The organism is Bacillus cereus group sp. MYBK95-2 (genome assembly GCF_051915225.1).
Taxonomy (GTDB): domain Bacteria; phylum Bacillota; class Bacilli; order Bacillales; family Bacillaceae_G; genus Bacillus_A; species Bacillus_A cereus.
This window is the reverse complement of the sequence record NZ_JBQAEH010000002.1, coordinates 586841-613157: the sequence shown is the minus strand read 5'-3', so window position 1 is coordinate 613157 and position 26317 is coordinate 586841. Positions and strand designations below refer to the sequence as shown.

Here is a 26317-nt window from a genome sequence, read left to right as displayed (position 1 = left end):
TGTAAAACAACAATTTTATACCCTACTACGGTATTGTATATTAACATCTTTTCTATTTCAAGTATTAGTAGTCATTTACATTCTCTCTCACCCCATACACTTACAAAACAAGGCATTTTATAGACATTGACACTTATTAAAAGATAGGTTAAAATAACTATACATTAGTAAGCAGCTAATGTAATTAAATCTAACTAGAGGTGAAACAAATGAAAAATATTTTATTCCGTATTAACGAATTGTCCAAAAAAGAAAAAGCAACTGGATTAACAGTTGATGAAAAACAAGAACAACAAATGTTGCGTCAAAACTATACACAAACATTTCGTGGAAGCTTAGATTCCATTTTATTAAACACAAAAATTGTTGATCAAAATGGTCTTAACGTTACACCAGCCGCATTACAAGATGCTCAAATACGTTTAAAATTAAGCAAATGAGTTCCGCGCTAAAGAATTTTAATAAAACATAAACAGAGCTGGATTTCCTATATAGAAATTCCAGCTCTGTTTATTGTCTTTTCTAATTTAGTAAACGAGCGATACATCGCAATTCTCCACGACACAATCATCGCAAATGCAAGTAAGAAAAACATTCCGCTTAACTCTGCCAAATCAATTGATTGGCTTAAATATGACTTTAATGCCACGCGTACAGCTAATAAGCCTACTAAAATGAATATGAATGCTTTTGACGGTTTCATAAATATATGTTCGCCTTTTATTTCGAACTTAGTTGTTTTAATAAGAAAAATAGAGAAAATAATCCCTATACTAATTGCCTCGACTATTTCTAACGATGTTAATCGAAAATCTGGTAAAAAGTACATCATCGCGCCTGTACTCATAAAAATTGGTGGTAATATAATTTTCTTTTTCGTTATTGGCTTTTTCGCTGCTTTAAAACGTAGAAACATTACCCCAACAGCCATACAAACTGCTACGGCACTTGATAAAAGTGCTATCATACTTTCCACTCCTATCTATTTAAATGACTTTTTTAACAAAATCATAAACCAATAAGTAACTACATGCCGCATTATAGAATTTCTTCATTATATTCCTCCTGCTGTAAACTTTCCATATTCGCTGCAATCATTTTACGCAAAGTTTATGAACGGAATATGAACAAAAAAACCATTCTGCAATTAATAATTGCAAAATGGCTTTTTAACTTATTTTAAATCGTCAATTGTGAAAGCACCTGGAAGTAATTGCTCAACAGTCACTTCTTTTTCATCACCTTTTACATTCGTTAGTAATACAGGCATTTTCGGATCACAGAATTCAGCAATTACTTGTCTACACGCACCACATGGTGAAATAGGTCCATCAGTTTCTCCTGTAATAACTAAATAACTAAAATCGCGCTCCCCTTCTGATACCGCTTTAAATATTGCTGTTCTTTCTGCACAGTTACATAAACCATAAGAAGCATTTTCTATATTACAACCAGTATAGATTTTCCCTTCTTTCGTAACTAACGCTGCGCCAACAGGAAATTTAGAATACGGAATATACGCTTTCGATAACATCTTGTTTGCTTCTTCAATATATTTTTTCTTATCCATATTATTTCCCCCTCAAAGTAAATGAAATGATGATTAGTCAGTAATAACTGTATGAACTAATTTAGGAGCCACTGCTGTTTCAGCGATAGAGATGTTCTCATAAATTTTTGCTTTTACATCTTCTACATTTTCACGGTTTGCGTAGATTGTTACGAAAGGCTCGCCTTCTTTTACTGCATCGCCAACTTTTTTACGTAACATTAATCCTACTGCTAAATCGATTTCATCTTCCTTCGTTGCACGACCTGCACCAAGTAACATAGCTGCAATACCAATCTCATCTGCAACAATGTTAGAAATAACACCTGAAGTTTTTGCAGGTACATCAATTACATACTTCGCTTGTGGCATTTTTTCTGGATTGTCTACAATTGAGCTATCTCCGCCTTGATTGCTTAAGAACTCTTTAAACTTCTCAGTTGCTTTTCCGTTCTTCATCACTTCAATTAGCATTTCACGAGCTTCTTCTAACGTATTTGCTTTTTTCGCAAGTACGACCATTTGACTTCCTAATACGAGTACTAATTCTGTTAAATCTTCTGGACCTTCACCTTTTAACGTATCAATCGCTTCTTTCACTTCTAGAGCATTACCAATCGCAAATCCAAGAGGTTGTGACATATCTGAAATAACTGCCATTGTTTGACGTCCTACGTTATTTCCGATACGTACCATTGCATGTGCTAATTCTTTTGCATCTTCTTCTGTTTTCATAAATGCACCAGCACCTGTTTTTACATCAAGTACGATTGCGTCAGCACCAGCTGCAATTTTTTTACTCATAATTGAACTTGCGATTAAAGGAATTGAGTTAACAGTTCCTGTTACGTCGCGTAATGCATAAATCTTTTTATCTGCAGGTGTTAAGTTTCCTGTTTGTCCAATAACAGCTACTTTGTCACGGTTTACAATATCAATGAATTGTTCTTTCGTAATTTCAACGTGGAATCCTTCTACCGCTTCTAATTTATCAATTGTTCCGCCTGTATGTCCTAAACCACGACCAGACATTTTTGCTACTGGTACATCTAAAGCAGCTACTAACGGTCCTAATACTAATGTTGTTGTATCACCAACACCGCCAGTTGAATGTTTGTCTACTTTAATTCCTTCAATTGCTGATAAGTCGATCGTTTCTCCAGACTCAACCATCGCCATCGTTAAATCTGCACGTTCGCGATCTGTCATATCTTTAAAGAAGATTGCCATTGCAAGCGCACTCACTTGATAATCAGGAATACTTCCGTCTGTATATCCATTAATAAAGAATTTGATTTCTTCAGTCGTTAATTCTTTACCGTCACGTTTTTTTGCAATAATATCTACCATTCTCATTACAATCACCATTCCTTTTTATATTATATAAATCTATTAAAATAATAAGCCAACGATTGTTGCTGATAAGAAACTTACTAATGTTGCACCGAATAGTAATTTCAAACCAAATCTTGCGACTACATTCCCTTGCTTTTCATTTAAGCTCTTAACTGCCCCTGCAATAATCCCAATTGAAGAGAAGTTTGCAAATGAAACTAAGAATACAGAGATAATCGCTGTCGTTCTATCTGAGAAATTAAAGTTTCCTTGTGCTAAATCTGTCATAGCGACAAATTCATTTGATACTAATTTTGTTGCCATAATATTTCCGGCATTAACTGCTTCATGCCAAGGTACACCCATAATAAATGCAAATGGTGCAAATGCATAACCAAGAATTTCTTGGAATGAAATACCGATTACACCTTTAAATACTGCATTAATGAATGCGATAAGAGCAACGAAACCGACTAACATAGCTGCTACTGTAATCGCAACTTTAAATCCATCAATAATGTATTCCCCTAATACTTCAAAGAAGGTCTTCTTCTCTTCTTCTTGTACTTCTAACATATCTTCTTCCTCAGTAACTTCATATGGGTTAATGATAGAAGCAATGATGAAACCACCGAATAAGTTAAGCACTAAAGCGGTTACAACATATTGTGGTTTTAATAACACCATATATGATCCAACGATAGACATAGAAACTGTAGACATTGCTGATGCACATAATGTATACATTCTTTTCTCTGGCAATAACCCTAGTTGTTTCTTAACTGAAATAAATACTTCAGATTGTCCTAAAATCGCAGATGCAACAGCGTTATATGATTCTAGTTTCCCCATTCCATTTACTTTACTTAATGCTAGACCGATAGATTTCACAATAATAGGTAATACTTTAATATGTTGCAAAATACCTATTAAGGCTGATATAAATACGATTGGCATTAATACACTTAAAAAGAACGAAAACTCTTTTTGATTTACTAATCCACCAAATACGAAATTCACACCGTCAGCGGCATATTTTAATAGCTCTCCAAAACCATCTGCTATTCCGCTAATTAATATATTCCCTACACTTGTATTTAATAATAGAAACCCCAAAATGAATTGTAATATAACCATCGTTATGATTGGACGATATTTGACTTTCTTTCTATCATTACTAGCAAGCCAAGCGATACCTAAAATCAATACGAGGCCAAAAACACCGATTAAGTATTTCATAAGCCGTTTCCTCCCATTCGTATCCGCTTACATTTTTTTCAATTATTAAAGCAATAGATATACTTTAAACGTATATCTATTGCTTTAAGCTTTTATCGATTAGTAGTTATCTGTAGCACCTTTTGCATCATTTAATACGATTGCAACACTAGCACTTGCTCCAACGCGAGAAGCTCCAGCAGCTACCATTTTGTCTGCATCTTCACGTGTACGAACACCGCCAGATGCTTTTACACCAACGTTTGGTCCTACTGTTTTACGCATTAATGCGATATCTTCAGCAGTTGCTCCGCCAGTTGAGAATCCAGTTGAAGTTTTTACGAAATCAGCACCAGCTTTTACTGATAATTCACAAGCACGTACTTTCTCTTCATCTGTTAATAGGCAAGTTTCAATGATTACTTTTACAAGAGCTTTTCCTTTTGCTGCTTGTACTACTTCATAAATGTCTTTTTCAACAAATTCGTTATCGCCATCTTTTAAAGCGCCTACGTTGATTACCATATCAACTTCAGTTGCACCTTTTGCGATAGCATCTTTTGTTTCAAATGCTTTTGTTTCAGTAGTGCTTGCTCCTAATGGGAAACCGATTACAGTACAAACGTCTACATCATGTCCAGCTAGTTCATCAGCCGCTAATTTTACCCATGTTGGGTTAATACAAACAGAAGCGAATTTATATTCCTTTGCTTCTTCGATTACTTTCATAACATCTTCTTTAGTAGTATTAGCTTTTAAAATTGTATGGTCAATTAACTTTGCAATGTTCATTATCTTCACTCCTCATATCTTTTAACAACTTCATTCTAACTCTTAGTTGAACAAATGTAAATACACTTTTGAAATTTTGTTCATTCTTTTTTAAAAAGCATTTTCTTGTAGTAAATAAAGCGCATTCTAACAAAGAACAGTTCATATATAATCAAATTTTCTATGTTAACAATGGTAGTATGTATCTCCATATCCATAATTATTTTTAAAAAGGCAAATTGTGTTCAAAAAAGACTCCTATCATTCATACATAACAAAATAAAAGGAGTTCTCAATATGTTAATTTTGAGAACTCCTTTTATTTCTAACCTTTTTGATAATGTAACAGTTCTTTTGCTGTATGCTGATCGATAATTAATACATTTGCATACCCGCCACGTAACGCACCATCAATTGCTTTTATTTTTCTATTACCACCTGCAACTAAAATAGAGCGTTTCTTTAATTTCAGTTCCTCTAACTCAATTCCAATGGTACGCTTATTGATTTCTTCACTACTAATATTTCCGTCACCATCAAAGAAACGTGAACAAATGTCACCGACCGATTGTTTTTTGAGTAAATTTGTTTCATCCTTATCGAAATAACCTAATCGGAATAATAGCGCTTCGTCTCGCACTGTTCCTACAGTGAAAATTGCAATATTCGCTTGTTTTCCCATTTCGATAATGTGATGAATATGTCGATCCTGCTCCACTAATTCTTTTGTCACTGCATTATCAAATATAACCGGAAGAGGTAGATTTCTTGGCGTCGTTTGAAAAGCATCTGCAAATAAAGCTATCGTCTCATTCGCATATGTATTTACACTTGAATGACTAATACCACCTTTTAGCTGGACAACCTCTACCCCTTTTACATGTTGCGGTACGATTTTTCTAGCGATTTCATACATAGTCATGCCCCAGCTTACACCAACAATATCACCGTTTTTAACCGTCTTTTCCATATACTCAGCAGCATATTTACTTATATACTCTGTAATCGTTGCATATTCCGGCACTGGAGAAAATACCACATGTGCCTCTAACAAGTTGTACTTTTCTTTCAGTAAATTCCCGACGTTATCTAAATCAGCAAATGGATCAGCGATGCTAATTTGAACAAACCCTTTTTCTTTCGCGTACTTTAACAATCTAGAAATCGTCGGTCTTGAAATATTTAATTTATTAGCAATTTCTTGCTGACTATAATCTGATTGATAATATAATCTTGCAACTTCAACGCTTAATTGTTGTTTATCTTTTTCCATAGTAACTCATTACAAATCCCTTCCTGTATTTCCCTTTCGTTACAAGCATTATACAGCTTTATGCAAAAAAATTCGACTACCGAATTTTATCTAACTGAACTTCTATTCCACTTATTATATACAATGAAACCTTATTGTGTAGATTTACAAACCCAATATAGAAACACTTAAAACATATAAATCGGTTTATATGTAATTCTTTATTGCTTTTCCTGTAGTAACGATAACAAAGCCGTTCAATAAGAAACATGAAACATCGTCTAAAAGCTATTCAAATACCCCTCATAAACAAAAGATACTGTTCATAAGGGGTATGTATTCAATTTAAGTTTATAAAAATCGGATGGAAACACTGCAAGTTCTCACTTATTTAGAATAAGAGAAAAGATGATGTTTTATTTGTTCAATAAAATAATGATGGTGTATATTATCGTTAGATACGCGACTTGCCATAATAGCTCCCTCCATTGAAGATGCAAGAAAAGAAGCGAGCGATATAATATCTATATCTTCTTTAAGTTCTTGTTTCTCTATTCCTTCTTTTATGAGAGAAGCCATTAACATTACTGTATCATCATAACCTTTTGCTGCTGCTTTTTGTAATTCTGGAAATACTCCAGTACTTTCAATTGCGCTATTAAGTAATGGACAGCCTCCAGCAATAGGAGGATTATTAGCTGCATCTTGATATACAAGGAAAATTGCAAGGATTTTATCGATTGCTGTCTTTTTATTTTCCATTGCTTTATGAAAATGACTCCACATAATCTCACCACTTTTGTCATAGGCAGCAAGGACAATTTCTTCTTTACTTTTGAATCTACGATAAATAGATCCTTTAGGTAGTTCAGTAGCTGTCATTATATCCTGTATGGATGTGCGAGTTATCCCATTAGTATTAAATAAATATAAAGATGTTTCAATAATTTTTTCTTTAATCTTATCAACTTTAGTCATACTTTGTAATCCTCCTAATAAAAACGAGCTTAATATTCCAGGTGATATTTACCATCTATTTTCTTGAATTTTTTTGTAAGTATAAATAAGTTTGGAACAAAAATATATTATCCATCCCTATATTATGTGAACCTCAAACAATACAGTTTGAAAAGAGGTAATCAAATTGTATTATCTATATCATTCAAATAAATTTTCTGTCAAAATTAACATGTCCAATTATTTAATTCAGTCCTGTTATACAACTAATTTCACCTACAATTGTAGAAGGTGTAAAAATATATAGTTAATTTTAACGTATAGACTATGATTATTATATATAATTTTTATTAATATGTTTAGCTAAAGTGTTTGAACTACTCCCACTTTCACTTCGTATATTAGGATATCTCCCGCAGTCCTTGCAGTTAAAAGCCTTATCACTTCATTCTATAAAAAGCTAATTGTCAAAAATTAATGAGTACTGAAATTTGCTTGTAAATAAGCAACTGAGATATAAATATATTTGCTTTTTACCATTTTGATTTCGTTAAAAGGGTTTAAAAAACTAGAAACTTGTAGTATCATTAGATTTCGATTCAGACCGAACCGTCCGGTTTTTAATATAAATATATTTAGAAGGAGAACGTTATGCAGAAAGAAAAATCAAAGATTATAGGTAATTTAATTACGGGGGCAATAAAGTGAACTTTATAAAAATGAATAAAAAAGAAATTATTATGTTAATAGTTTATACAATGTTTGCACTACTCCAAATTGGCTTGTTCATATTATTTGGCCTATCACTTTTAACTAACAGTAATTTAGTTGAATCAGAATTTGCTCTTAGTGCCATCGGTTTGACTGTACCTGCTATTGTAGGAATAATTTTCTTTAGGAAAGAAATTATTGAAAGTTTTACTTATTTTAAAGAGAAAACAATTTTGAAAATAGTAAGCATTCCTATGGTGGTTTTACTTATGGTAATTGTGGAAAATTCTATTATGCATTTTCTAAACATAGGTCAGCCAGAGAACCAAGAACAGGTCCTTACAAGGGGCGCAGAGGTGCCTATTATATTCACATTACTTCTATTTGGGATTATAGGGCCAATAATTGAAGAAATCATATTTCGTCATATATTAGTGAATCGTTTTTCGGAATATGTTGGTACTGCTATTGCATCCATCGTTTCGATTATAATTTTTGCAGGTCTTCATTCAAATCAACTTTCGGATCTTGCTATATATTTACCTGGTACGGTGATGCTTACTGCGGCTTATCTTATTTCTAATAGATCCCTTGCATATGTTATAGCGATACATATGTTAAACAATTTTATTCCTTTTATTTAATTGCATATGTCATAACAAGACATATGTAATTGAAGGTTTTGATGCAAAAATACTCTATGTTTCTATCGAGTATTTTTGGTACCAGAACCACTTTTTCTAAAGCATAAGAAATCTTATCAAAACTACAACTTATTAGGAGAGTGTCGGTTATGATTGTAACAACAACGTCTGGAATTCAAGGTAAAGAAATTATTGAGTATATTGATATTGTAAATGGTGAAGCTATTATGGGTGCAAACATTGTCCGCGATTTATTCGCTTCAGTTCGTGATGTTGTCGGTGGCCGTGCTGGTGCTTATGAAAGTAAGCTAAAAGACGCTCGTGATATTGCAATGGACGAAATGAAAGAACTTGCAAAACAAAAAGGTGCGAACGCTATCGTTGGTATTGACGTAGATTACGAAGTTGTACGTGATGGAATGTTAATGGTTGCTGTCAGTGGTACAGCTGTACGTATATAAGTAAATAAAAAAACGGTTCCTCCCTTGGAATTTATACTTTGAGGAGGGGCCTGGTTCTGTTGCAGATTTTAAAGAATAAAAAGAGATGTTGATAAAGCATTATACGTCGAAAAAACACAGTTTGAGTGTAAACTGTGTTTTTTTATATAGAAGCCTCATCCCATCACTATCAAGCTAAAATTTTGTGTTAACTTGTAAAAAATGTACATTTTTTACTTTGGGGTAATTTTGAATCCTTAAGCTTATGGGCATGTGCTGGTACCCTCTAATACTGTACAAATTTTTTATAAATGGTTGTAAGGTTCTACGTTTTTGACCATTCTGTACAACGATAACTTTGGTTTATTGATTTCACCTGTAATCTGGTAGCCTATCCTCTGATACAATTTAATGGCAAGTTGGTTCTCTTTCTTTACCGTCAGAGAGCATTTGGCAAAGCCTTGCAGCGAAGCTTGTTCCTCAGCAAACTCAATTAATCTGGTACCTATCCCTAGTCCTCGACTTTCGGGCAGTAAGGCAATTGTTCCGATGTGAAACTCGTCATCTTCTCCCTCCTTCAAGGTAAACATGGAATAAAGCATTTTGATATTCAGAATGTTATAAACAACAAAACCCAGCTTTCGGAACGAAAGCAGCTGTTTAAAAGTGGGCCAGGCAAGACGATTTAAAACGGGTATGGGATAGCAAGTAATCATCCCTAAAGTTTTCCCGTCCATTTGAGCTTCATAGGCGTATTGATGACTAAAACGGTTGTTCTCCTGCCGCCATAGCTTACAAAATGTCCAATCGACTGTGTTCTTCTCCTCAGATCCTGCAAGTGGAAACGCCATGTATTCCAATGCCATTACATTTAGCTGGGCGCCGACCATGGATTGATGAACAGCCTTTACAATAGAGATTTTATTCATTATCCTATTGCTCCTTTTCACTTTCTATATTATTAATATTAATTATCATGGATTTGAATCAGTTCACTTCCCTCTCAATTCATCCTTAGCTTTGAAACCATAATAAAATGTATTTAAAACAAGCTCTGCAGCAGATTTTTTAGCCACATTTCCTTCATGTACCTGTTCCCAGGTATGGAAAAGCAGAGCATAAAGCGTATTCAAAATCCATTCACTGCTAACTGTTTGCTGAAAGTAACCTCTTTGTTGTAGCAATTCAATAACGCGTCTTAAGGGTTCCCTCAGCTTCTCTTCTGCTTCACCTAATTCTTTGTTGTTAAATACAGATGCATCATGACCTAGAAAATAGATTTTGTCACCTAAAGGGATTAACGCTTCAATGAGTTCCGGGATATAGTTTTCGCTTCTTTCCTCATCCAGTGGAATCTGGTTTACAGTATCACTTACCAGTTGTATAGCCCGATGGCCCAAGAACAGCATCAATTTCTCCCTGCTTTCGACGTAGCGATGGAGTGTAGCAATTCCAATTCCCGCATATTCCGCAATTTCATTCATCGAAGCAGTAGGATTTTCAACAAGCAATATAGTAGCTGAATCAAGAATTGCATTAAATCTCGCTTCCTTCAACGCTGACAAGTCTTTCTTCATCGTCAATCTCTCCCTTTTTCTGTATAAAGTCGTCATTTTTGATAGATAAATATATCATTTGATATTATAATAAACAATCTCAAATAAAGTGTCCAGCTGCTGAATGTAGCTTTTCAAAAAGAATTATATTCCTGAAACTGATAGTACTTTGAATGTTTCATTTTTAGCATTTCATTATTTAGATAACGATGAAGAAATTAAATTCTTTAATGTAATAAATACAAGAGCCAAAGGAAATGGTACGAGTTACTTTCTGCATAAAGTTATCGGTTTATTTTAAAATTCACTTCCGGGTATTTGGTTATCAGCCTTTTAAGGGTTGAGCCGTCATCCTTCTGTTTTACATACTGGTCAAAAAATGCCAGGCTGAATTCGTTAATAATACGATGAACTTCCTTTGGATTTTCACCTGGGCTCTGCAACAGAGGTGAGAACAAATGTAAATCGGTAAAGCTTGTATGATCCGTATGAGGAATGACTATTGACATACCACCGCCAGCTAACCCGCGTCCGTATCGCTCCCTCACTTCAAAGGGATCTGCTTCATCAGGCTCTTCTGCATTCATGAGCAGAAATGGTTTTCCAATGCCACTTTCAGGCAAGATTTCACCATACAATGTACCATCCATATTGATAGCTGCTTTGACACGAGAATCTTTTGCAAGTATTTGTGCTGCGGTAGCTCCACCGTAAGAGTGGCCAAACATTCCAATTCGCGAGGTATCCAGTCTTCCTGTAAAGAAACCGGTCTCATCGTTTTCGTTAAGTTTCTCTATCTGATTAAGGACAAAGCTGACATCTTCCTCCCATAATTTTATGTGACTATCTCCTTCATCAGTTAAATTGATGGGCTGTACGTAAGCAGTTCGACCACCTGGAAAGACGGTAGCTGCAGCATCAAAGGTATGATCGATACTTAGAACAATATATCCTTGACTAGCCAACTCCTCAACTTGAAACGTGTTTTGATTACGAAAACCATTAAAACCATGAGAGAAGAGTAATATGGGATAGTGATTCTCTGAGTCTGAGAGTTGTAAATCCATAAACGAATGAGACTTTACCAATTCCATGTGGCTGAATGCAAATGCAGGAATAGACAATGTTTTTTCCAATCCCTTGGAGAGCTCATTTATGTTACGAATATAAGGTTCTGGATCCCCCTTGCTTTTTTCAGCTGCAGGATACCAAATTTGCACCATCAGTTCGCGCCGATCGTTTGGATTTTTTGAATATGGTTCATTTCTCTGATGATCAACCCAATGATATAGCTTCGTACCGACCCTATGTGGACCAGTTGGTTCTTCAAATGAAAATACTGGCATAAGTAAGGGTAGCGCAACTGCTACAGACAAATAGATACATAGTAACGAAGTCTTAACTATGAATATACCCGAACTTCTAAAGCCCTTTTTCCGCCCAGCTAATAAATAGCATAAAATTAAGATAACTGGGGATACATATGCCGGAATCATCTGCCACCTAAAACCTTCTGCCAATAACTGAACTGTAACCATTACAACGGCAATCAAAGTAGCTAATTTAGACCACTTTTTCGTTTTTCTGCCTATTAACAGTATCCAACTCAATAGACTAAAATTCACTACTATCAAAACAACTTCCCAGAAATTCATTGGCCTATCTCCTTTGCATGCATTTTACTTCTAATTAAAGAGGTAGTTTTCAGCCTAAGCAAAAGCAGATGAAACACCTATATAGTTGCACCAATTATGCTTAGTAACCGTTTCATCCACTCTACTCCTTTATTCAAATTAAAAACTTAAAATGCCCAGCTACCTTTACGAAAAATTGGTTCTACAGTTCCATCTGGTAGAATACCGTCAATGTCCATCTCACTGCTGCCAATCATAAAGTCCTCATGTGTTACTGAAATATTTGCCCCTAACGTTTCAAGCTGATCGTTTTCTAAATCTCTTCCACCCTCTAAGCAAGTTGGATAAGCTTTACCAATCGCTAAATGGTTCGATGCATTTTCATCAAACAATGTATTAAAATATAAAATTCCCGATGCTGAAATTGGTGATTCATGTGGTACAAGTGCTACTTCACCTAAATAGCAAGAGCCTTCATCCACATTAATAAGCTCTTGTAATAAATCATGTCCTACCTGTGCTTCAGCTTTAACAATTTTTCCTTCTTCAAATGTCAGTTTAAAGCCATCGATAATATTCCCTTGATAAACTAATGGTTTTGTATTGCTTACATAGCCATTTACACCTTGTTTCATCGGTAACGTATAAACCTCTTCTGTCGGCATATTAGCCATAAAGATAGTATCATCAGGAGTTTTACCACCTCCAGTAACCCATTTATGCTGTGGTGCTAATGCAATTGTTAAATCAGTACCTGGCGCTGTATAGTGAAGCTTCATATATTTTTTATCGTTCAGTAGGACCGCACGAGATTCTAAATTTGTTACATGTTCACGCCATTTTTCAATAGCACTGCCGTCACCAATACGAACAGCTTTAAAAATAGCCTCCCATAATGCTGGTACTTGATCCTCAGTTGCTAAACCTGGGAACACCTTCGATGCCCACTTTGGTGAAGGAACTGCTACCATCGACCAAGCTATTGAATCCTTCATTACGGCGTTGCGATTGTTTCTCAGAGCAGCTCCTGCTACCTTTTGATAGGTAGCTAGACGATCAGATGAAATACCTGTAAATTTATCAGGATCTGTAGCATCTATCATTAATATTGCTCCTTTACGTTCGATCAGCTCATCATTCATTTTGACTATCCACTCTGGGAAGCGATTAAATTCTTCATCTGAGGCATAATCAAAGTAAGCACGTTCCATTTCTTCATCCGAAAAATTAACATGAACACGCCCTGCCCCAGCCTTATAAGCCTCTTTCACAACTATACGGGCGAAATCCAATGCATCCACTGATGTATTGACTAATAAGTATTGCCCTGGTTGAATATTGACACCGATTTTCACCGTAAGTTCTGCATATGCTTGTAATTTTTCTTCAAAAGTCATATTATTTACCTCGCTTTTATTAAATTGGTTTTGAATTCCCCTCACTAACTTACTTTCATACCATACTTTCTGAACAGGTTTTCTCAGAATTTCCATTTTCTATTTTTTACATTTTTTTATCAGGACATGATAACAACTAATGGATTTTTTCTACTACTCATATATTTAATTTCTAAACTTTGATTCAATTAATATTGATTTGTTTTTCAAAAAATCTAATCGAAGGGTATCAAACACTACATAAAGTTATAGAGTTCTTTATTGTGAAAGCTCACTCAGTTCTTCCCAATCTTTTCAATGCTGCTGTACCTAAAGACTTACCATCAATGGGGCGTTTAACATTCTCAATCACTCCTTTATCTTTACAAAAGTATTTTTGATAGATAAACATATCATTTGACATAAGATTAAATCATTTTAAATGAATTATCAAGCCATAAAATTTAATTTTTAAAAAATTCGGTAAAAAACCATATAAAAATAGATTCTATCAAAGGGAGCGATAACGGAAAAATTTTTACGCACACATGGATACGAAATTACTGCTCAAAAATACCCTCTTACATTTATCTGCAAGGGGGTTTTCTTTTTATTCATTTTGCAAATAAACAAACGTGTTTCCACTTTACCTATTTTTTCATGTTTACATTATCCTATCTAGATGAAGCTATCTCCTAGAGGTAACGCCACATGCCCATCAAGTTAAGAGTTAAATTGCCCCCATAGAAAGGAAAACTGAATCGGATTGTATGAATAATTATGAAGAGATAGAATTTTCGTTTTGGAGATATTTCAAAAGTTTAGCTTGATGGGTATGTGAATCTCCTCTCTATAACAAATATTTTTTAGTAAATGTTAAAAAATTTACGAGAATGTAATTTTTTAACATTTTAATTTTTCTCAATTGTATAACTTTATTTTTGAACTATACTTAATTCGTAATCCCAAAATTAGGAAAGGAGCTTTGAGATAGGACATTTATCTTAATTGTTTACTTAGAGGAGTGATTTAAGAAATCAATGAAGGTAATGTGTTTCTAAATTAATCAGGAAGGGAACTTGAAGTGTTACTATGCTTTTTTTTACTCATCTAAAAATATCATCAACATTTTTTTATAAGTGTGAATTTAAAAAATCCACTTTCGGCATTAGTGAAAAAACTGATATTTCGTATGTAAGTAATAATGAATTTTAACGAAGGGACTGATCTATATGAACAGAAGAAAGAATTGTAGATTACAAAAAACTATAAAGGTGTTTGCAACATCTGCTATTTTAGCAACCACGTTATTTACACCTATTATGTCAAACAATTTAGATGTACATGCTGAAACTGCACAAACTGCAACTCAATTTGAACAAAGAGAGTTTGACCTTCCAGGTACAGGAAGTTTTTGGGATGAAGCAAAAAGAGAAAAAAGAAGTGAGCAAAAAAATTATATGCCAACAGGCATATATGTGAAACCTAATGAACAGGTTACAATTACAGTATCAGGAACGCAAAAGATTAGAGCCATTATTGGGACACATCAATATGATAAAGAATGGGGAAAAGAAATTGATCTTTCACCTGGCTCTAATACCATCTCTTCACCAAACGGCGGCGTATTAGGGTTAGATAATTTTCAAAGCACAGGAACAGTTAAGGTGCAAGTAACGCAAGGCGGTAGCCCTATTCCTTTCTTTGTATTAGGGAAACACACAAAAGCAGACTGGATTGCCATGATGAACAACTATCCAAATGCACATGCAGTACAATTGAAATCAGAACGAGCGGTGCTAACTGTAACTCGTGATAGTGCCAATAAATATATTGTAAATCAAGATCCTGTGCCCCTATTAAATAAATATGATGAAATGATTCGAGCGCAAGACAAGTTAGCAGGGCTATCTGAAACAGATCCTAATCCTTTACATCGTTCAACTCGTCGTATTTGGGCCTTTGTAGAAAATCCTAACGCACAAAGTTGGGGCATGTATGCAAGTTGGGATGGAGCCGTCTTTACGACTGCTGGTGAAGCTATCAAAAGTACTTTAAATGTCAATGAGTTTGGGTGGGGACAAATGCATGAAGCGGGACATGCACGACAACAATATCCATGGACGTGGAATGATTTAAGAGGTATGGGTGAAGTAACTAATAATCTATATTCTTTAGCTGCATTCAAGAAAATATACCCAAATATACCAACACGTTTAGATACAGAGGGAGATTATAATAGAGCTTTTGCGTATTTAAAACAAACAAATAAGGAATATAAAAATATTGACGACCTGTTTGTAAAACTTGTTATGCTTTGGCAACTTCATTTGGCATATGGGGATGATTTTTATCCAAATCTCCACAAATTATATCGTGAGATACCAGAGGATCAACTTCCCAAAACAGACGAGGATAAAATACAGGCATTTATTTACAATACATCGAAAATAGCAAAACAAAATGTACTGCCATTCTTTGATAAATGGGGATTGAAAGCAACACAAGAAACGAGACAAAAAGTAGAAGCTTTAAACAATCCAACATTAATTGCACCTATATGGGAAGCGACGGATGCTAAACCTGTTAAACCACTTGCTGTATTGTCAAAAAAAATAATGAAGGCAAGTGCAAATAGTGAGGAATCAACGGGCTCAGCTAGTAAGGCGATAGATGGAAAAACAGATACATTTTGGCATAGTACTTGGACACCAAATCAATATCCTTACAATTTGACACTAGAACTTGGTGATACACGTACCATTTCACAATTGGCATATCTTCCAAGGCAAGATTGGTCAGAAAATGGCCGTATTTTAACTTACAATATTTATACGAGTGTAGATGGCATTACGTATGACAAAATATCATCAGGAACATGGGAAAATAATAGTGATAAGAAAACGGCAACATTTACCCCAGTTACTGCAAAGTATGTAAAAGTGGAAGTAACGAAAGGACAGAATGGATTTGCTTCAGCAGCTGAAGTAGATATTTTAGGGTATTAATTATTTTCACTTGTAAATGAGTATATGATCACAGGGTGGATTTTGAAATATTTTGAGGATCTGCCCTGTGATATTTTTTGCGTATTTCATGTTCTGTTTTCACTTTATAATTTCTGATAGGAAATTAAGTGAATAAGTTTCAGTTAATACTAATAAAGTAAAAGTCTATAATGATTCTTCAAAAATTTCTTCCTCAAAAAATCTTTTTTGTTTCAACATTTTTCTGACTACTTAGTTTTTCAAACACTGCTTCTGCTTCTTGACCATAATCTCTAAATGTACCTCCAGCAACAGAATCAATTTCTAAATATTTTTCCTTTGAAATCAGATTAGGAGTTAAGGAACCCTTATTCTCATCTCCTACTAAAGACATGTACATAAATATAAGTAGAAATATAACTAATAATCCTAATGTTATTTTCCCTATTTATTGTCTCCTGTTCTAAAAAAACAGTTTCTGTCTATCATACCAACAATAGGGAATGTCCTTTTAGAATTTATAAAAAATATAAAAATACATGACAAACTTATATATAATTGCAAGTTCAACCCTTACAAAAAAACAAGATAAAAAAATAAACAGCAGAACTAGTCCACTGTTTACTTCGCCACGCCTTCATGTAATTTTTCTGTATAATCTTTTACATCTTTCCAGCTATCTTTCGCTGTATGTAAATCTTCTTTTATAAACGTAAACTCTTCCGGACTAATTCCTTTTACGTTTTGTAGTAAATTATTATATTTTGCACCTACTGTATACCATTGATTTGATATGTTTTGTAGTGCTGTAATTGCTGCATCAATTGTTTCTGTCATGTTTGTTGTTTTATTTTTTACATCAGTCAAAATTAAGACTTCTGCTTGCGCTCCTGAAATTCTATCTTTTAAATTAGCGATTTCTCTTTCTGCATTTGCGATATCTTTTTTCGCAACCGCGATCATTGGCCCGCCAGCAAGACATGTTATTAATGCTACACAAAGTACGCCACCAGCAATGACCATATCATTACTCTTTTTAATCGAATCGTTATATGTATTTATTTGTTGCTCTAGAGCTGGAATACCAGCATTCGTACTTGCCAATATCGCTGTTAACTGATTTGTATCTTCTTTGAAACTATTTGTATCTTTCGCCATTCTATTGCGAAAAGCTTTCAAATTTCCTAATAATCCATCTACCTCATTTTGATTCTTTACAATATCTGCATACAACTTTTCTAAATCCGCTTTTAATTTTCCGCTATCCTTTTGATCAATCGCTATTAACATGTCATTATAATACGATTGAAAAGTATTATTGTAATTTATAATATTTTGATCTGTTTTCATAATTTGAGGCTTCATATTATTTAACCAATATGCTGCATTAACTTTTGCATCTCTTTGATGCTGAATCATATTCCCTTTAAATTCACTATTAATCGAACTTATTTTACTTAAATCCGTCTCTTGTTGATTTTGAATTAATTTTGCATATGAATCCATTGCAAATATACTTGATGTTGTTTGTGCCATTACTTCTTGGAATCCAGCTGGTCCAAGAGAATAGTTTTTCACATTTTCTTGTAGCACCTTTACATTTTGTTCTGCTGCAAAAGGATGTAAAGGAAATACGTTACTCGTTGCCACCCCAGCAATCATTACCGCTAAAAGACATTTTTTATAAAATCGTTTCTGCATATTTTTCACCTATTCTCTTTATAAGGATATCAAAAGCTCCTGCTCACAACTGAACAGGAGCTTCAAATCATTCATCAACACTTAACGCTCTAACGATTCGTATTCGATTATGCTTTTTTCGTATCTACTACTTTAATATCTTCAGCATAAATCTTTTCTGCATAGTCTTTAATGTTTTTCCAGCTATCTTTCGCAATGTTTAAATCTTCTTTAATGAAAACTAGGTCGTTTGGACTAATAGAATCTACATTTTGAAGTAAAGAATTGTATTTTGATCCCATTGTGTACCATTGGTTTGAAATATTTTGTAACGCTGTAATTGCAGTATCAATTGTATTTGTTAAATACTCTGTTTGTGTTTTAATGTTCGTTAATCCTGCTACTTCTAATTGCGCAGTTGTAACTTGTCCTGTTATCTTTTGAATTTCTGCTTGTGCATTATCAAGCTCTTTCTTCGCTAATACGATTCCAGCTGTACCACCGCCTACAGCTGCTGCACCACCTGCAATTAATGCTACTCCTAGCGGTGTTCCTGCGCCCGTAGCAATAACTACTGCACCACCGATAATTGCAATTGGTCCTAGAGCTGTCGCAACAGATGAACCGATAATAATTGCATTATATTTACTAATCGCTTCATTGTACGTTGTAATTTGATTTTGCAGAAGCGGAATTCCTGCATCTTGACTAGCTAATATAGATGTAATTTGATTTGCATCACCCTTGAAGTTTTGCGTATCCGAAGTCATTTTATTTCGGAATTTCTTCAAGTCTTCTACTAACTGATCCACTTGCGCTTTATTTTCATTAATACTACTTGATAATCTAGTTAAGCCTTTCGTAAGAGTCGCTTTATCCTTTGCATCAACTGCAGCAACTAAAGTATCATAATAGTTTTGGAATTTCGTATTGTAGTTAATGATATTTTGATTCGTTGAAATAAGCTGTGGTTTTAATACATCTAACCATTGCTTCGCATTTCCTCTAGCTGTATCTTGGTGCTGAATTACTTTCCCTTTTAAAGCCGCATCAACAGACGATACATTTCCAAAGTTAACATTACCTTGTTTAATAATTGTTAAAGCGTACAGATCCATTACTAAAGCATTTGAACCTGTTCTTTCCATTGCATCTTTCAAGCCTTCTGGTCCTAATGAGTATTCTTCATAGTCATTATAAGCTTTTGCTACCGCATGAACTGGAGCTTGTTTCACTGTACTTTCAGCTGCATACGTATGAGCCGGCATAATATTTCCTGCTGCAAATACTGCCATCAGTGCTGATAGAGCCATTACTTTATAAGGTTTTTTTGTCATTTTTCTTCTCTCCCTATATCGCTAATTATTTTTCTGTTTAATGTACTTCAACGTTTGTAACGTAATCTTCAAATTGATTTGTTTGCTTATTCATTTCATCACTTACTTTTTTAATTTGATTGAAATGTTTTTGAAGTAAACTACTGTCTGTATACGTACCTTCTTCAACATTTGTTTGAATTTGAATCATATTATTATTTAAAACTTTCCAATCCGTTAATAACGTTTCTAAAGTTGTAATTTGACGATCAATTAATTCTGTAAAGCTATTTACTTGATCTTCAACGAATGTAATTTGAGTCGCCTCTGCTTCAGTTTGTGATAACTTTTGAATAAGTGGTAATAACTCTTTTTGCTTTTGTTGAATGCGAAGAGCTGCTTCTCTCGTTTGACTATCTGCAGCATTTACAATTTCATTACTTAAAGTACCGATAGAAACAAAATCGATTGTTTTCGTTTGTGCAGTTTGATTTGTGATTGTAAATACTTGTTTACCGATATTAATAGAACCTTTAATAATTTCTTGAGGTCTATTCAAAATAGTAGTTAGTTCAGCTTGAATTTCCCCTTGAATTCTTTTAATATCTTCTCTTAATTTCACAATATCTCCACTTGATCCTTGCAGTGTTTTTATTGCTTCATCGGCTTTAATTGATAAGTTGTTACTATCTTTGTCTAATACTGTTTTAAATCGATTTAACTCTAATAAATCTTGCTCCATACTCTCTTGGATGCTTTGTACTTGCAATTGTAATTTTCCATATGCACTCATAAAATCTGCTTTTGCTTGCTGATCTTCATTTACGTTTCCTGCTAGTTCATAGAGCTTACTATAATAGCTATTAAATCTAGTGCTGTATCTCATCATTTCTTGATTTAAGTCAATTAGCTTCGGATTATATTCATCAATCCATTCTCGTACATTCGCCTTTGCAAACTTTTGATGATTCGTTAAGCTACTCATCGCATTTACCTTAATGTCTGGCTGTTGCAAAATAATTAATCCGTATGCTTGAATAAGCGGTGATTGTGATCCTAACATTCTAATTGAATTAGATAATGTATTTGGAGCAATTACATTTTGCGCATATACTGTTTTCACTTCCGTTTGTCCCTCCTTAGCGTAAGCGCTTACAGGAATGAAGCAACTCGTAGATACTGCTGTAACCAATAACCCTGTAATTAAAGTCTTTTTCACTTTAACTCCTCCTATGTATTAGCAACTATTACTATCGCATTTTATTATTCGATTTTCTTGCCCATAATTTGAGATGGTTAAAATAGAGAACGTTCTCACCGTGATCTATGTATGAACCATCTCTCCCAACTGTTATTGCTACAGTACTTACTTATTGTTATAAAACTTTTCATATGTGTTTAGTATGAATAATATTGTATAAATTTTCTATTTCATCGAAATTCCCACATTCACACAGTGAATATATTACATAAAAATATTATTCATTTTAAACTAAACAACATACGTAAATATGAAATTTCGTTTTGTTTTCATATATGTTTTGTACTGTAAGGTCATTTAAACACAGCTGTTTATATAACGTAAAGAAGTATTTTCATTCCCTTTATTTTCAAGCTTTCATGTCCTTATTTCAAAATATAATCCGATTCACTTTATTGATTGAAATATCTACATATCACAACAGAAAACACTACTTGCAAATAACCGATAAAATTATATAGATATAATTTTTAAACTCATATGCAATTATGCATAGCATATACACAAAAAGGATAGCTTCATTTTCACGAAGCTATCCTTCAAAAATCTTCTTATTTTTTCAAATGATATGGAACTGTCGTAATAACAACATTTCTTTTATAAAGTAAATACGCACGTATGAGTAAACTGGATTGATTATGAAGAATGTTATGCCAACCTTTTTTCGGAATGAACTGTGGTATAACGACCGTAACGCGGTAATTCGATTCACTTGCCTTATATTGCACTGTATCAATGAACTTCGTTAACGGCTGAATAATACTTCTATAATGAGAATGTAATGTAACAAGCCTTACTTCAGGTTGCCACACCTTCCATTTCTCTTCAAATTTCTTTTCCTCTTCTCTGTCAAAAGCAACATATACAGCGATAACTTGATCTGCAGAAAGAGATTTCGCATAGTTCAATGAATTTTCTACTACATGCGTCATACCTGCTACAGGAACGACAATTACATTCCCCTCAATTGGAATAAGAGGTTCACAAGTTTTTAAACTTAATTGATCACCCACTGCATCATAATGCTTCTTAATTCGATGAAACAAGAAGATAATAGCAGGTAAGAAAATAAGAATCGACCAAACTTGTGCAAATTTAGTTAAAAAGAACATGCTCATTACGATAAAACTAATAACTGCACCAATTAAATTAACCGTTAATTTTAAAACCCATCCTTCAGGTTTTTCGCGAAGCCACTTTAATACCATCCCTGTTTGAGAAAGTGTAAATGGAATAAATACCCCTACTGCATATAACGGAATTAAATGTTCTGTTTGTCCTTGGAAAGCTACAATTAAAATAATCGAAGCAACTCCAAGTATTATAATACCGTTTGAGTAACCTAGACGGTCTCCTCTAATCGTAAACATTCTCGGTATGAATTTATCTTTTGCGAGGTTAACCGCTAATAAAGGAAATGCAGAATAGCCTGTATTAGCTGCGAGAATTAATATTAAAGCTGTTGTACCTTGTATGAAATAGTACATGAAATTACGTCCAAATGTTTGTTCAGCAATTTGAGAAACAACTGTTACTTCTTTACTCGGCGTCACTCCGTAATAATAAGCTAAAAATACAATTCCTGAAAATAACACAGCAAGTAATGCACCCATTGCAAGCAATGTTTTTGCAGCATTGTTTGGCGCAGGATCTTTAAAGTTCGGAATTGCGTTTGAAATTGCTTCAACACCTGTTAAAGCAGAACTACCTGATGCAAATGCTCTTAACAGTAAAAACAAACTAATACCCGCAACCGGCGTTCCGATCGGCGTGTGTAAAGTTGGTGAAACGTGACCAGTCAAAATATTATATATGCCTACACCAATTAATATAAATAGGGCTAAAACAAATAAATAAACAGGATATGCTAAAACAGAAGCTGATTCCGTTACTCCTCTTAAATTTAAGATCGTAATAAATATAACAAATATAATCGCAATGATTACATTATGTGCATGTAAACTAGGAAAAGCAGATGTTAGCGCATCTGTACCTGCAGATACACTTACCGCAACAGTTAAAATATAGTCGACTAATAAAGATCCTCCAGCAATTAAGCCTGGATTCATCCCTAAATTTTCTTTTGATACAACATACGCTCCCCCGCCATGCGGATAAGCAAAAATAATTTGACGATAAGATAAAATAAGGGCTGTCAATAATACTAATACCCCAACAGCGATCGGAATGGAATACCAATAAGCGATCGCTCCCACACCTGCTAAAGCAATTAAAATTTGTTCTGGACCGTAAGCAACTGATGACAATGCGTCAGAAGATAAAATAGCTAAAGCTTTCGTTTTATTAAGCTTTTGTTCTCCAAGCTCTGTTGATTTTAACGGTCTTCCAATTAAAAATCTTTTAATAGATGAAACCAATGCTGTCCACTCTCCAATAATTTTGTACGAACTTTTCTGCTTGTTACAGCCAGTAAACGATTTCTTCAGAAAACAAAAAATGTCTACAAGCCATAGCGAAATAGACTTGTAGACATTATTTTTTTTGTCGCACAAGCTCCACCTTCCTTCTCAATATAACGCTTACGAGGTTAGCTGTCGGATTCGGGCCTATGAGTAGCCCTACCTTTTTCAAGGATTCACCCCATCGGATTATGTACTAATCCGTAAAAACGGGTCCCCCGTACCATGCGGTTTCAGCGATTTAGAAAATTGAAACTGTGGATTATAATACTCCTTTATTTTCAAAAAGTAAACAAAAATTTTTAATAAGAAAAAAATTAAAATGATTGCGCATAATCCGCTGAGAAATATACATAATGAATATTAAAAATCCGCAAAGGAGACCCATATGTCTAAAGAAAAGAAGCCTATTTTTTCCGATTCATATTTAGATGCAGTAGCAAATGAAATTAATCAGTTATATGGTAAACGTGAACAGGAAATAAATTTGACAGATAGAACGAAAAGAAATAAATAATTTGTCATACAAAAAAATAAAAAAGATAGCAATACACTTATATATTGCTATCTTTTTTATTTTTTCATACATCTAATTCTATTACAGATTTGTTAAAGGTCATCTCTTCATACACCTTTAAATTTTGATATATAGATTCTAATAATGGTGCCGCTATAGAAAATTTCTCTGCTACATCCAGTAAATATCCTTGCAAGTGCTTCCCTTCAATAAACGAACCCTTTTCCATATCACGTTGCATTGATGACTTCATATCATACGAAATTTTATCAATCGTTTTCATATGTTCCTGGGCAATATTAGCCTTTACTGGAGCTCCTAATACTCTCATGATTTGTACAGATTCCTCAAACACATTACGGATAAAATCACGGCCGCCTTCACTTTCACGGATTGGTCCAATTGGTGCACGCATTAACGTTGTCACACCTGACATTACAGTAATAAATAAATATTTATGCCACATATCTTGCGTAATATTTTCACTTAAAACAAAACTAGATTTCGTACCTGAAAATGCTTTAGAAATATGCTTTACTCTCTCTGAATTTTGAGACTTAATTTCTCCAAACACAAGTCTGTTGGCAGCGCTGGTTTGTACAATTTCTCCTTGATCGTTTAACGTCGTCTCGATAAAGCATAAACCGCCAATTACTTTTTCTTCGCCGAATTCTTTTTGTAATAGCGATAAATGAGCGATACCATTTAACAATGGAATGATTACAGTATTTTCGCCAACAAACGGCTTCAAATCTTGAATTGCCTCGTTTAAGTGATACGCTTTTGTTGAAAATAAAATAACATCAAATGGAGAAGTTCGCTCTTCTTTCGTTATTAATTTCGGTCGGAAGGAAAAATCCCCGTTAACACTTCGGATTACAAGTCCTCTTTCCTCTAATTGTTTTTTCCGTTTACTACGAACAAGAAACGTGACATCTTCTCCCTTCTCGACTAATCTGCCACCAAAAAATCCTCCGACTCCACCAGCGCCTAATACTAAAATCCGCATACAGCATCCCCCTTTTCAAAATACAATTTTATAACTTTTAGTATACATAACATTATACATGTTCCCTGCTAAATAAGCTGAATTTTCACTCTCAATTGAGTATAAAAGAGTGGTTATTTTCAAATAAATTTGGGCATGTTGTTTCTATAGCATATATGGAAAGGACACAATGTAGATGGAGGCAATACAATCAATTGAGGAAAAAGGTGTAGCAACAGCTATATTTCAATTTATATTCCCGTTTTCGTTTAAAGCTGGATATGAACAAGAGATGTTCCCTTTCTTACAAAAAAACGATTTTCGTCCTTTTCGGCTCGATCATCTCGATGATGAAAATACATATTATGGGGAGTTTAAAGTTTCACATCAAAATATGGAAGCATACTATCTTTCATTTACAAATAAAATTCTCTTTCCTCACTCAGAGCATCAAAAGGGCTTGCAACGTTATTCAAAGGACCTTAACTTAACTGGACATTTAACAACAAACCTTATTTCAATTCCATTCAAGATACACTCTATTGATGTCACACTTTGTCCTTATGAACTTGGCTTCTTAACAATTCGAACAGAAGTAAACACTGCTCCAAACATGACTTTATCTGAAGCAATCGAATTCGCTGCTCGCTTCCGTGTACTTGAAACTAAAAATGATACAAATGAGACTATTTGTATTGAATGTAACGGAAAAAAGTATTCCCAAGTTGAAAAATTCATTTTTGGTTATTTATTTCATGGTGTAACTGATTTCTTTGAAAAGAAGAGATTAAGAAGTTCATACTTTCAAACCTTCCCTTTCTTCGAAGACCAAAGAATGTACGTCCAAACTTTATTGTCACTAAAAGAAGGTATGGAGCTTAATGAAGTGGATGTTTATCGTACTTCTAGTCTTTCCGGATTAACAAGTGATGGTAAGCCATATGTGAGCGCAAATAACCTTCCTTACATTCATGACTATTTAAAAAAACACGCTTACCAGAGATGGGCTCCAAATCGTTATTTCATAATGGAAGAACATATTTTTACATGTGTAACAAATGAAGGAGAACGTAAAATCGCTAAACTTGCTAGTCAAATGTACGGAGAATTTTATTACGCTTTATTATTAAACCTATTCCATAAAATTGTTTTATTAAAAATGGCTAACGCCTATGCTGAGCTAAACATTGAACAAGATACTAATGAAATAGAGAAATTAATTTATTCGATCAATTCGTTCACTGCTAATTATTTTTCTTTAGAATTAGTATCCCAATCACAAAGTGAAGATATTTTCTTTCGTTTAAGAAAACTTTTTAATATTGAGGTTCTATACTCGAACGCGAAACAAAATCTTGATAGTTTGTTTAAATATCAAGAAAATGTCGCCTCTAAAAAAGATAGCCTCTTATTATTAATTTTAACGCTCTACTCTGTAGTGGGCCAAATGTTAGGGTTTACTATGATTGACCTTTTAAGAAACACCGATTCAAACAAAATATCGTCACCTCTTGAATTTTTCGCTCTATTAATTGCGATTAGCGGCATTGTCATTTCACTTATTTTAGGAGCCCAAAGTTTATACCAATGGGGTCTACAGCATAAACGAAGAAAAGCTTGGGTAAAACAAACTGTACTTTCTGCCGTTAAAGAGAAAGAAGATAAAAATTAAAAAAGGTTATTTTCAAATTCTTGGCGCGCTGCA

23 protein-coding genes and 1 riboswitch are annotated in these 26317 nt (G+C 34.0%); of the genes, 6 read left to right on the top strand and 17 right to left on the bottom strand.

Translation table 11 applies throughout. From position 1 onward, the window contains the following. Positions 1–209 precede the first annotated feature (209 nt). Positions 210–440, top strand: a complete 231-nt coding sequence (locus ACTFN4_RS10120) for a DUF896 domain-containing protein (protein WP_000789783.1) — start codon at positions 210–212, stop codon at positions 438–440. Positions 441–487: 47 nt separating this feature from the next. Here ACTFN4_RS10120 and ACTFN4_RS10115 read toward each other — a convergent pair whose 3' ends face one another. The 7 genes from ACTFN4_RS10115 to ACTFN4_RS10085 form a co-directional block, all read right to left on the bottom strand. Continuing rightward, the gene (locus tag ACTFN4_RS10115) at positions 488–967 is read right to left on the bottom strand and encodes a CcdC family protein (RefSeq protein ID WP_439962257.1); all 480 of its coding nucleotides are present in this window, start codon (positions 965–967) and stop codon (positions 488–490) included. A 207-nt stretch (positions 968–1174) separates the two neighbouring features. Then, complete coding sequence (locus ACTFN4_RS10110; RefSeq protein ID WP_000358533.1) at positions 1175–1570, bottom strand: cytidine deaminase; 396 nt, start codon at positions 1568–1570, stop codon at positions 1175–1177. Between the two features lie 33 nt (positions 1571–1603). Next, positions 1604–2905 carry a pyrimidine-nucleoside phosphorylase gene (locus tag ACTFN4_RS10105; protein WP_001983022.1) on the bottom strand — a complete coding sequence of 434 codons (1302 nt, stop codon included), beginning with the start codon at positions 2903–2905 and terminating at the stop codon, positions 1604–1606. A 36-nt stretch (positions 2906–2941) separates the two neighbouring features. Next, positions 2942–4123, bottom strand: coding sequence for a NupC/NupG family nucleoside CNT transporter (locus ACTFN4_RS10100; protein WP_000876188.1), 1182 nt, complete (start codon positions 4121–4123; stop codon positions 2942–2944). A gap of 99 nt (positions 4124–4222) precedes the next feature. Then, positions 4223–4894 (bottom strand): deoxyribose-phosphate aldolase, encoded by a 672-nt coding sequence (gene deoC / locus ACTFN4_RS10095; protein WP_001017440.1) that lies wholly within the window; start codon positions 4892–4894, stop codon positions 4223–4225. A gap of 304 nt (positions 4895–5198) precedes the next feature. Next, a complete protein-coding gene (locus ACTFN4_RS10090; protein WP_000409781.1) occupies positions 5199–6146 on the bottom strand; it encodes a sugar-binding transcriptional regulator in 948 nt (315 codons plus the stop codon). 366 nt (positions 6147–6512) lie between these two features. Further along, positions 6513–7103, bottom strand: coding sequence for a TetR/AcrR family transcriptional regulator (locus ACTFN4_RS10085; RefSeq protein WP_000169640.1), 591 nt, complete (start codon positions 7101–7103; stop codon positions 6513–6515). A 683-nt stretch (positions 7104–7786) separates the two neighbouring features. Here ACTFN4_RS10085 and ACTFN4_RS10080 point away from each other — a divergent pair. Beyond that, positions 7787–8437 (top strand): CPBP family glutamic-type intramembrane protease, encoded by a 651-nt coding sequence (locus ACTFN4_RS10080; RefSeq protein WP_001009308.1) that lies wholly within the window; start codon positions 7787–7789, stop codon positions 8435–8437. Between the two features lie 149 nt (positions 8438–8586). Further along, complete coding sequence (locus tag ACTFN4_RS10075; RefSeq protein WP_000637505.1) at positions 8587–8898, top strand: heavy metal-binding domain-containing protein; 312 nt, start codon at positions 8587–8589, stop codon at positions 8896–8898. 284 nt (positions 8899–9182) lie between these two features. Here the strand turns inward: ACTFN4_RS10075 and ACTFN4_RS10070 are convergent, their stop codons facing one another. The 4 genes from ACTFN4_RS10070 to ACTFN4_RS10055 form a co-directional block, all read right to left on the bottom strand. After that, on the bottom strand, positions 9183–9806 hold the full coding sequence (locus ACTFN4_RS10070) for a GNAT family N-acetyltransferase (protein ID WP_001033856.1): 624 nt from the start codon (positions 9804–9806) through the stop codon (positions 9183–9185). Positions 9807–9869: 63 nt separating this feature from the next. Then, positions 9870–10454, bottom strand: a complete 585-nt coding sequence (locus ACTFN4_RS10065) for a TetR/AcrR family transcriptional regulator (RefSeq protein ID WP_000710981.1) — start codon at positions 10452–10454, stop codon at positions 9870–9872. A 263-nt stretch (positions 10455–10717) separates the two neighbouring features. Further along, positions 10718–12088, bottom strand: a complete 1371-nt coding sequence (locus ACTFN4_RS10060; protein WP_439962256.1) for an alpha/beta hydrolase family protein — start codon at positions 12086–12088, stop codon at positions 10718–10720. 146 nt (positions 12089–12234) lie between these two features. Next, entirely contained in the window at positions 12235–13464 is a 1230-nt protein-coding gene (locus tag ACTFN4_RS10055) for an aminopeptidase (RefSeq protein ID WP_439962255.1), read from the bottom strand. A gap of 1211 nt (positions 13465–14675) precedes the next feature. Here ACTFN4_RS10055 and ACTFN4_RS10050 point away from each other — a divergent pair. Then, complete coding sequence (locus tag ACTFN4_RS10050; protein WP_001081793.1) at positions 14676–16451, top strand: M60 family metallopeptidase; 1776 nt, start codon at positions 14676–14678, stop codon at positions 16449–16451. A 193-nt stretch (positions 16452–16644) separates the two neighbouring features. On the opposite strand, the gene ACTFN4_RS10045 is transcribed toward ACTFN4_RS10050, so the two are convergent. From ACTFN4_RS10045 to ACTFN4_RS10025, 5 genes are all read right to left on the bottom strand, one after another. Beyond that, on the bottom strand, positions 16645–16824 hold the full coding sequence (locus ACTFN4_RS10045) for a hypothetical protein (RefSeq protein WP_000060529.1): 180 nt from the start codon (positions 16822–16824) through the stop codon (positions 16645–16647). Between the two features lie 227 nt (positions 16825–17051). Further along, complete coding sequence (gene nheC, locus ACTFN4_RS10040; protein WP_001171998.1) at positions 17052–18131, bottom strand: non-hemolytic enterotoxin NHE subunit C; 1080 nt, start codon at positions 18129–18131, stop codon at positions 17052–17054. A gap of 107 nt (positions 18132–18238) precedes the next feature. After that, positions 18239–19447: a non-hemolytic enterotoxin NHE subunit B gene (nheB, locus tag ACTFN4_RS10035; protein ID WP_000162968.1), complete on the bottom strand. Its 1209-nt coding sequence runs from the start codon at positions 19445–19447 to the stop codon at positions 18239–18241. A gap of 37 nt (positions 19448–19484) precedes the next feature. Further along, entirely contained in the window at positions 19485–20645 is a 1161-nt protein-coding gene (gene nheA / locus ACTFN4_RS10030) for a non-hemolytic enterotoxin NHE subunit A (protein ID WP_000751828.1), read from the bottom strand. Between the two features lie 593 nt (positions 20646–21238). Continuing rightward, the gene (locus ACTFN4_RS10025; RefSeq protein WP_000254901.1) at positions 21239–23065 is read right to left on the bottom strand and encodes an APC family permease; all 1827 of its coding nucleotides are present in this window, start codon (positions 23063–23065) and stop codon (positions 21239–21241) included. A 144-nt stretch (positions 23066–23209) separates the two neighbouring features. Next, a riboswitch (cyclic di-AMP (ydaO/yuaA leader) is annotated at positions 23210–23356 on the bottom strand. 139 nt (positions 23357–23495) lie between these two features. Between ACTFN4_RS10025 and ACTFN4_RS10020 the strand changes: the two genes are divergently transcribed. After that, positions 23496–23624, top strand: a complete 129-nt coding sequence (locus tag ACTFN4_RS10020; RefSeq protein ID WP_000031873.1) for a hypothetical protein — start codon at positions 23496–23498, stop codon at positions 23622–23624. A gap of 64 nt (positions 23625–23688) precedes the next feature. Here the strand turns inward: ACTFN4_RS10020 and panE are convergent, their stop codons facing one another. Further along, entirely contained in the window at positions 23689–24633 is a 945-nt protein-coding gene (gene panE, locus ACTFN4_RS10015) for a 2-dehydropantoate 2-reductase (RefSeq protein ID WP_001221912.1), read from the bottom strand. Between the two features lie 175 nt (positions 24634–24808). Between panE and ACTFN4_RS10010 the strand changes: the two genes are divergently transcribed. Continuing rightward, on the top strand, positions 24809–26284 hold the full coding sequence (locus ACTFN4_RS10010; RefSeq protein WP_025710134.1) for a hypothetical protein: 1476 nt from the start codon (positions 24809–24811) through the stop codon (positions 26282–26284). The last annotated feature ends 33 nt before the right edge of the window (positions 26285–26317 follow it).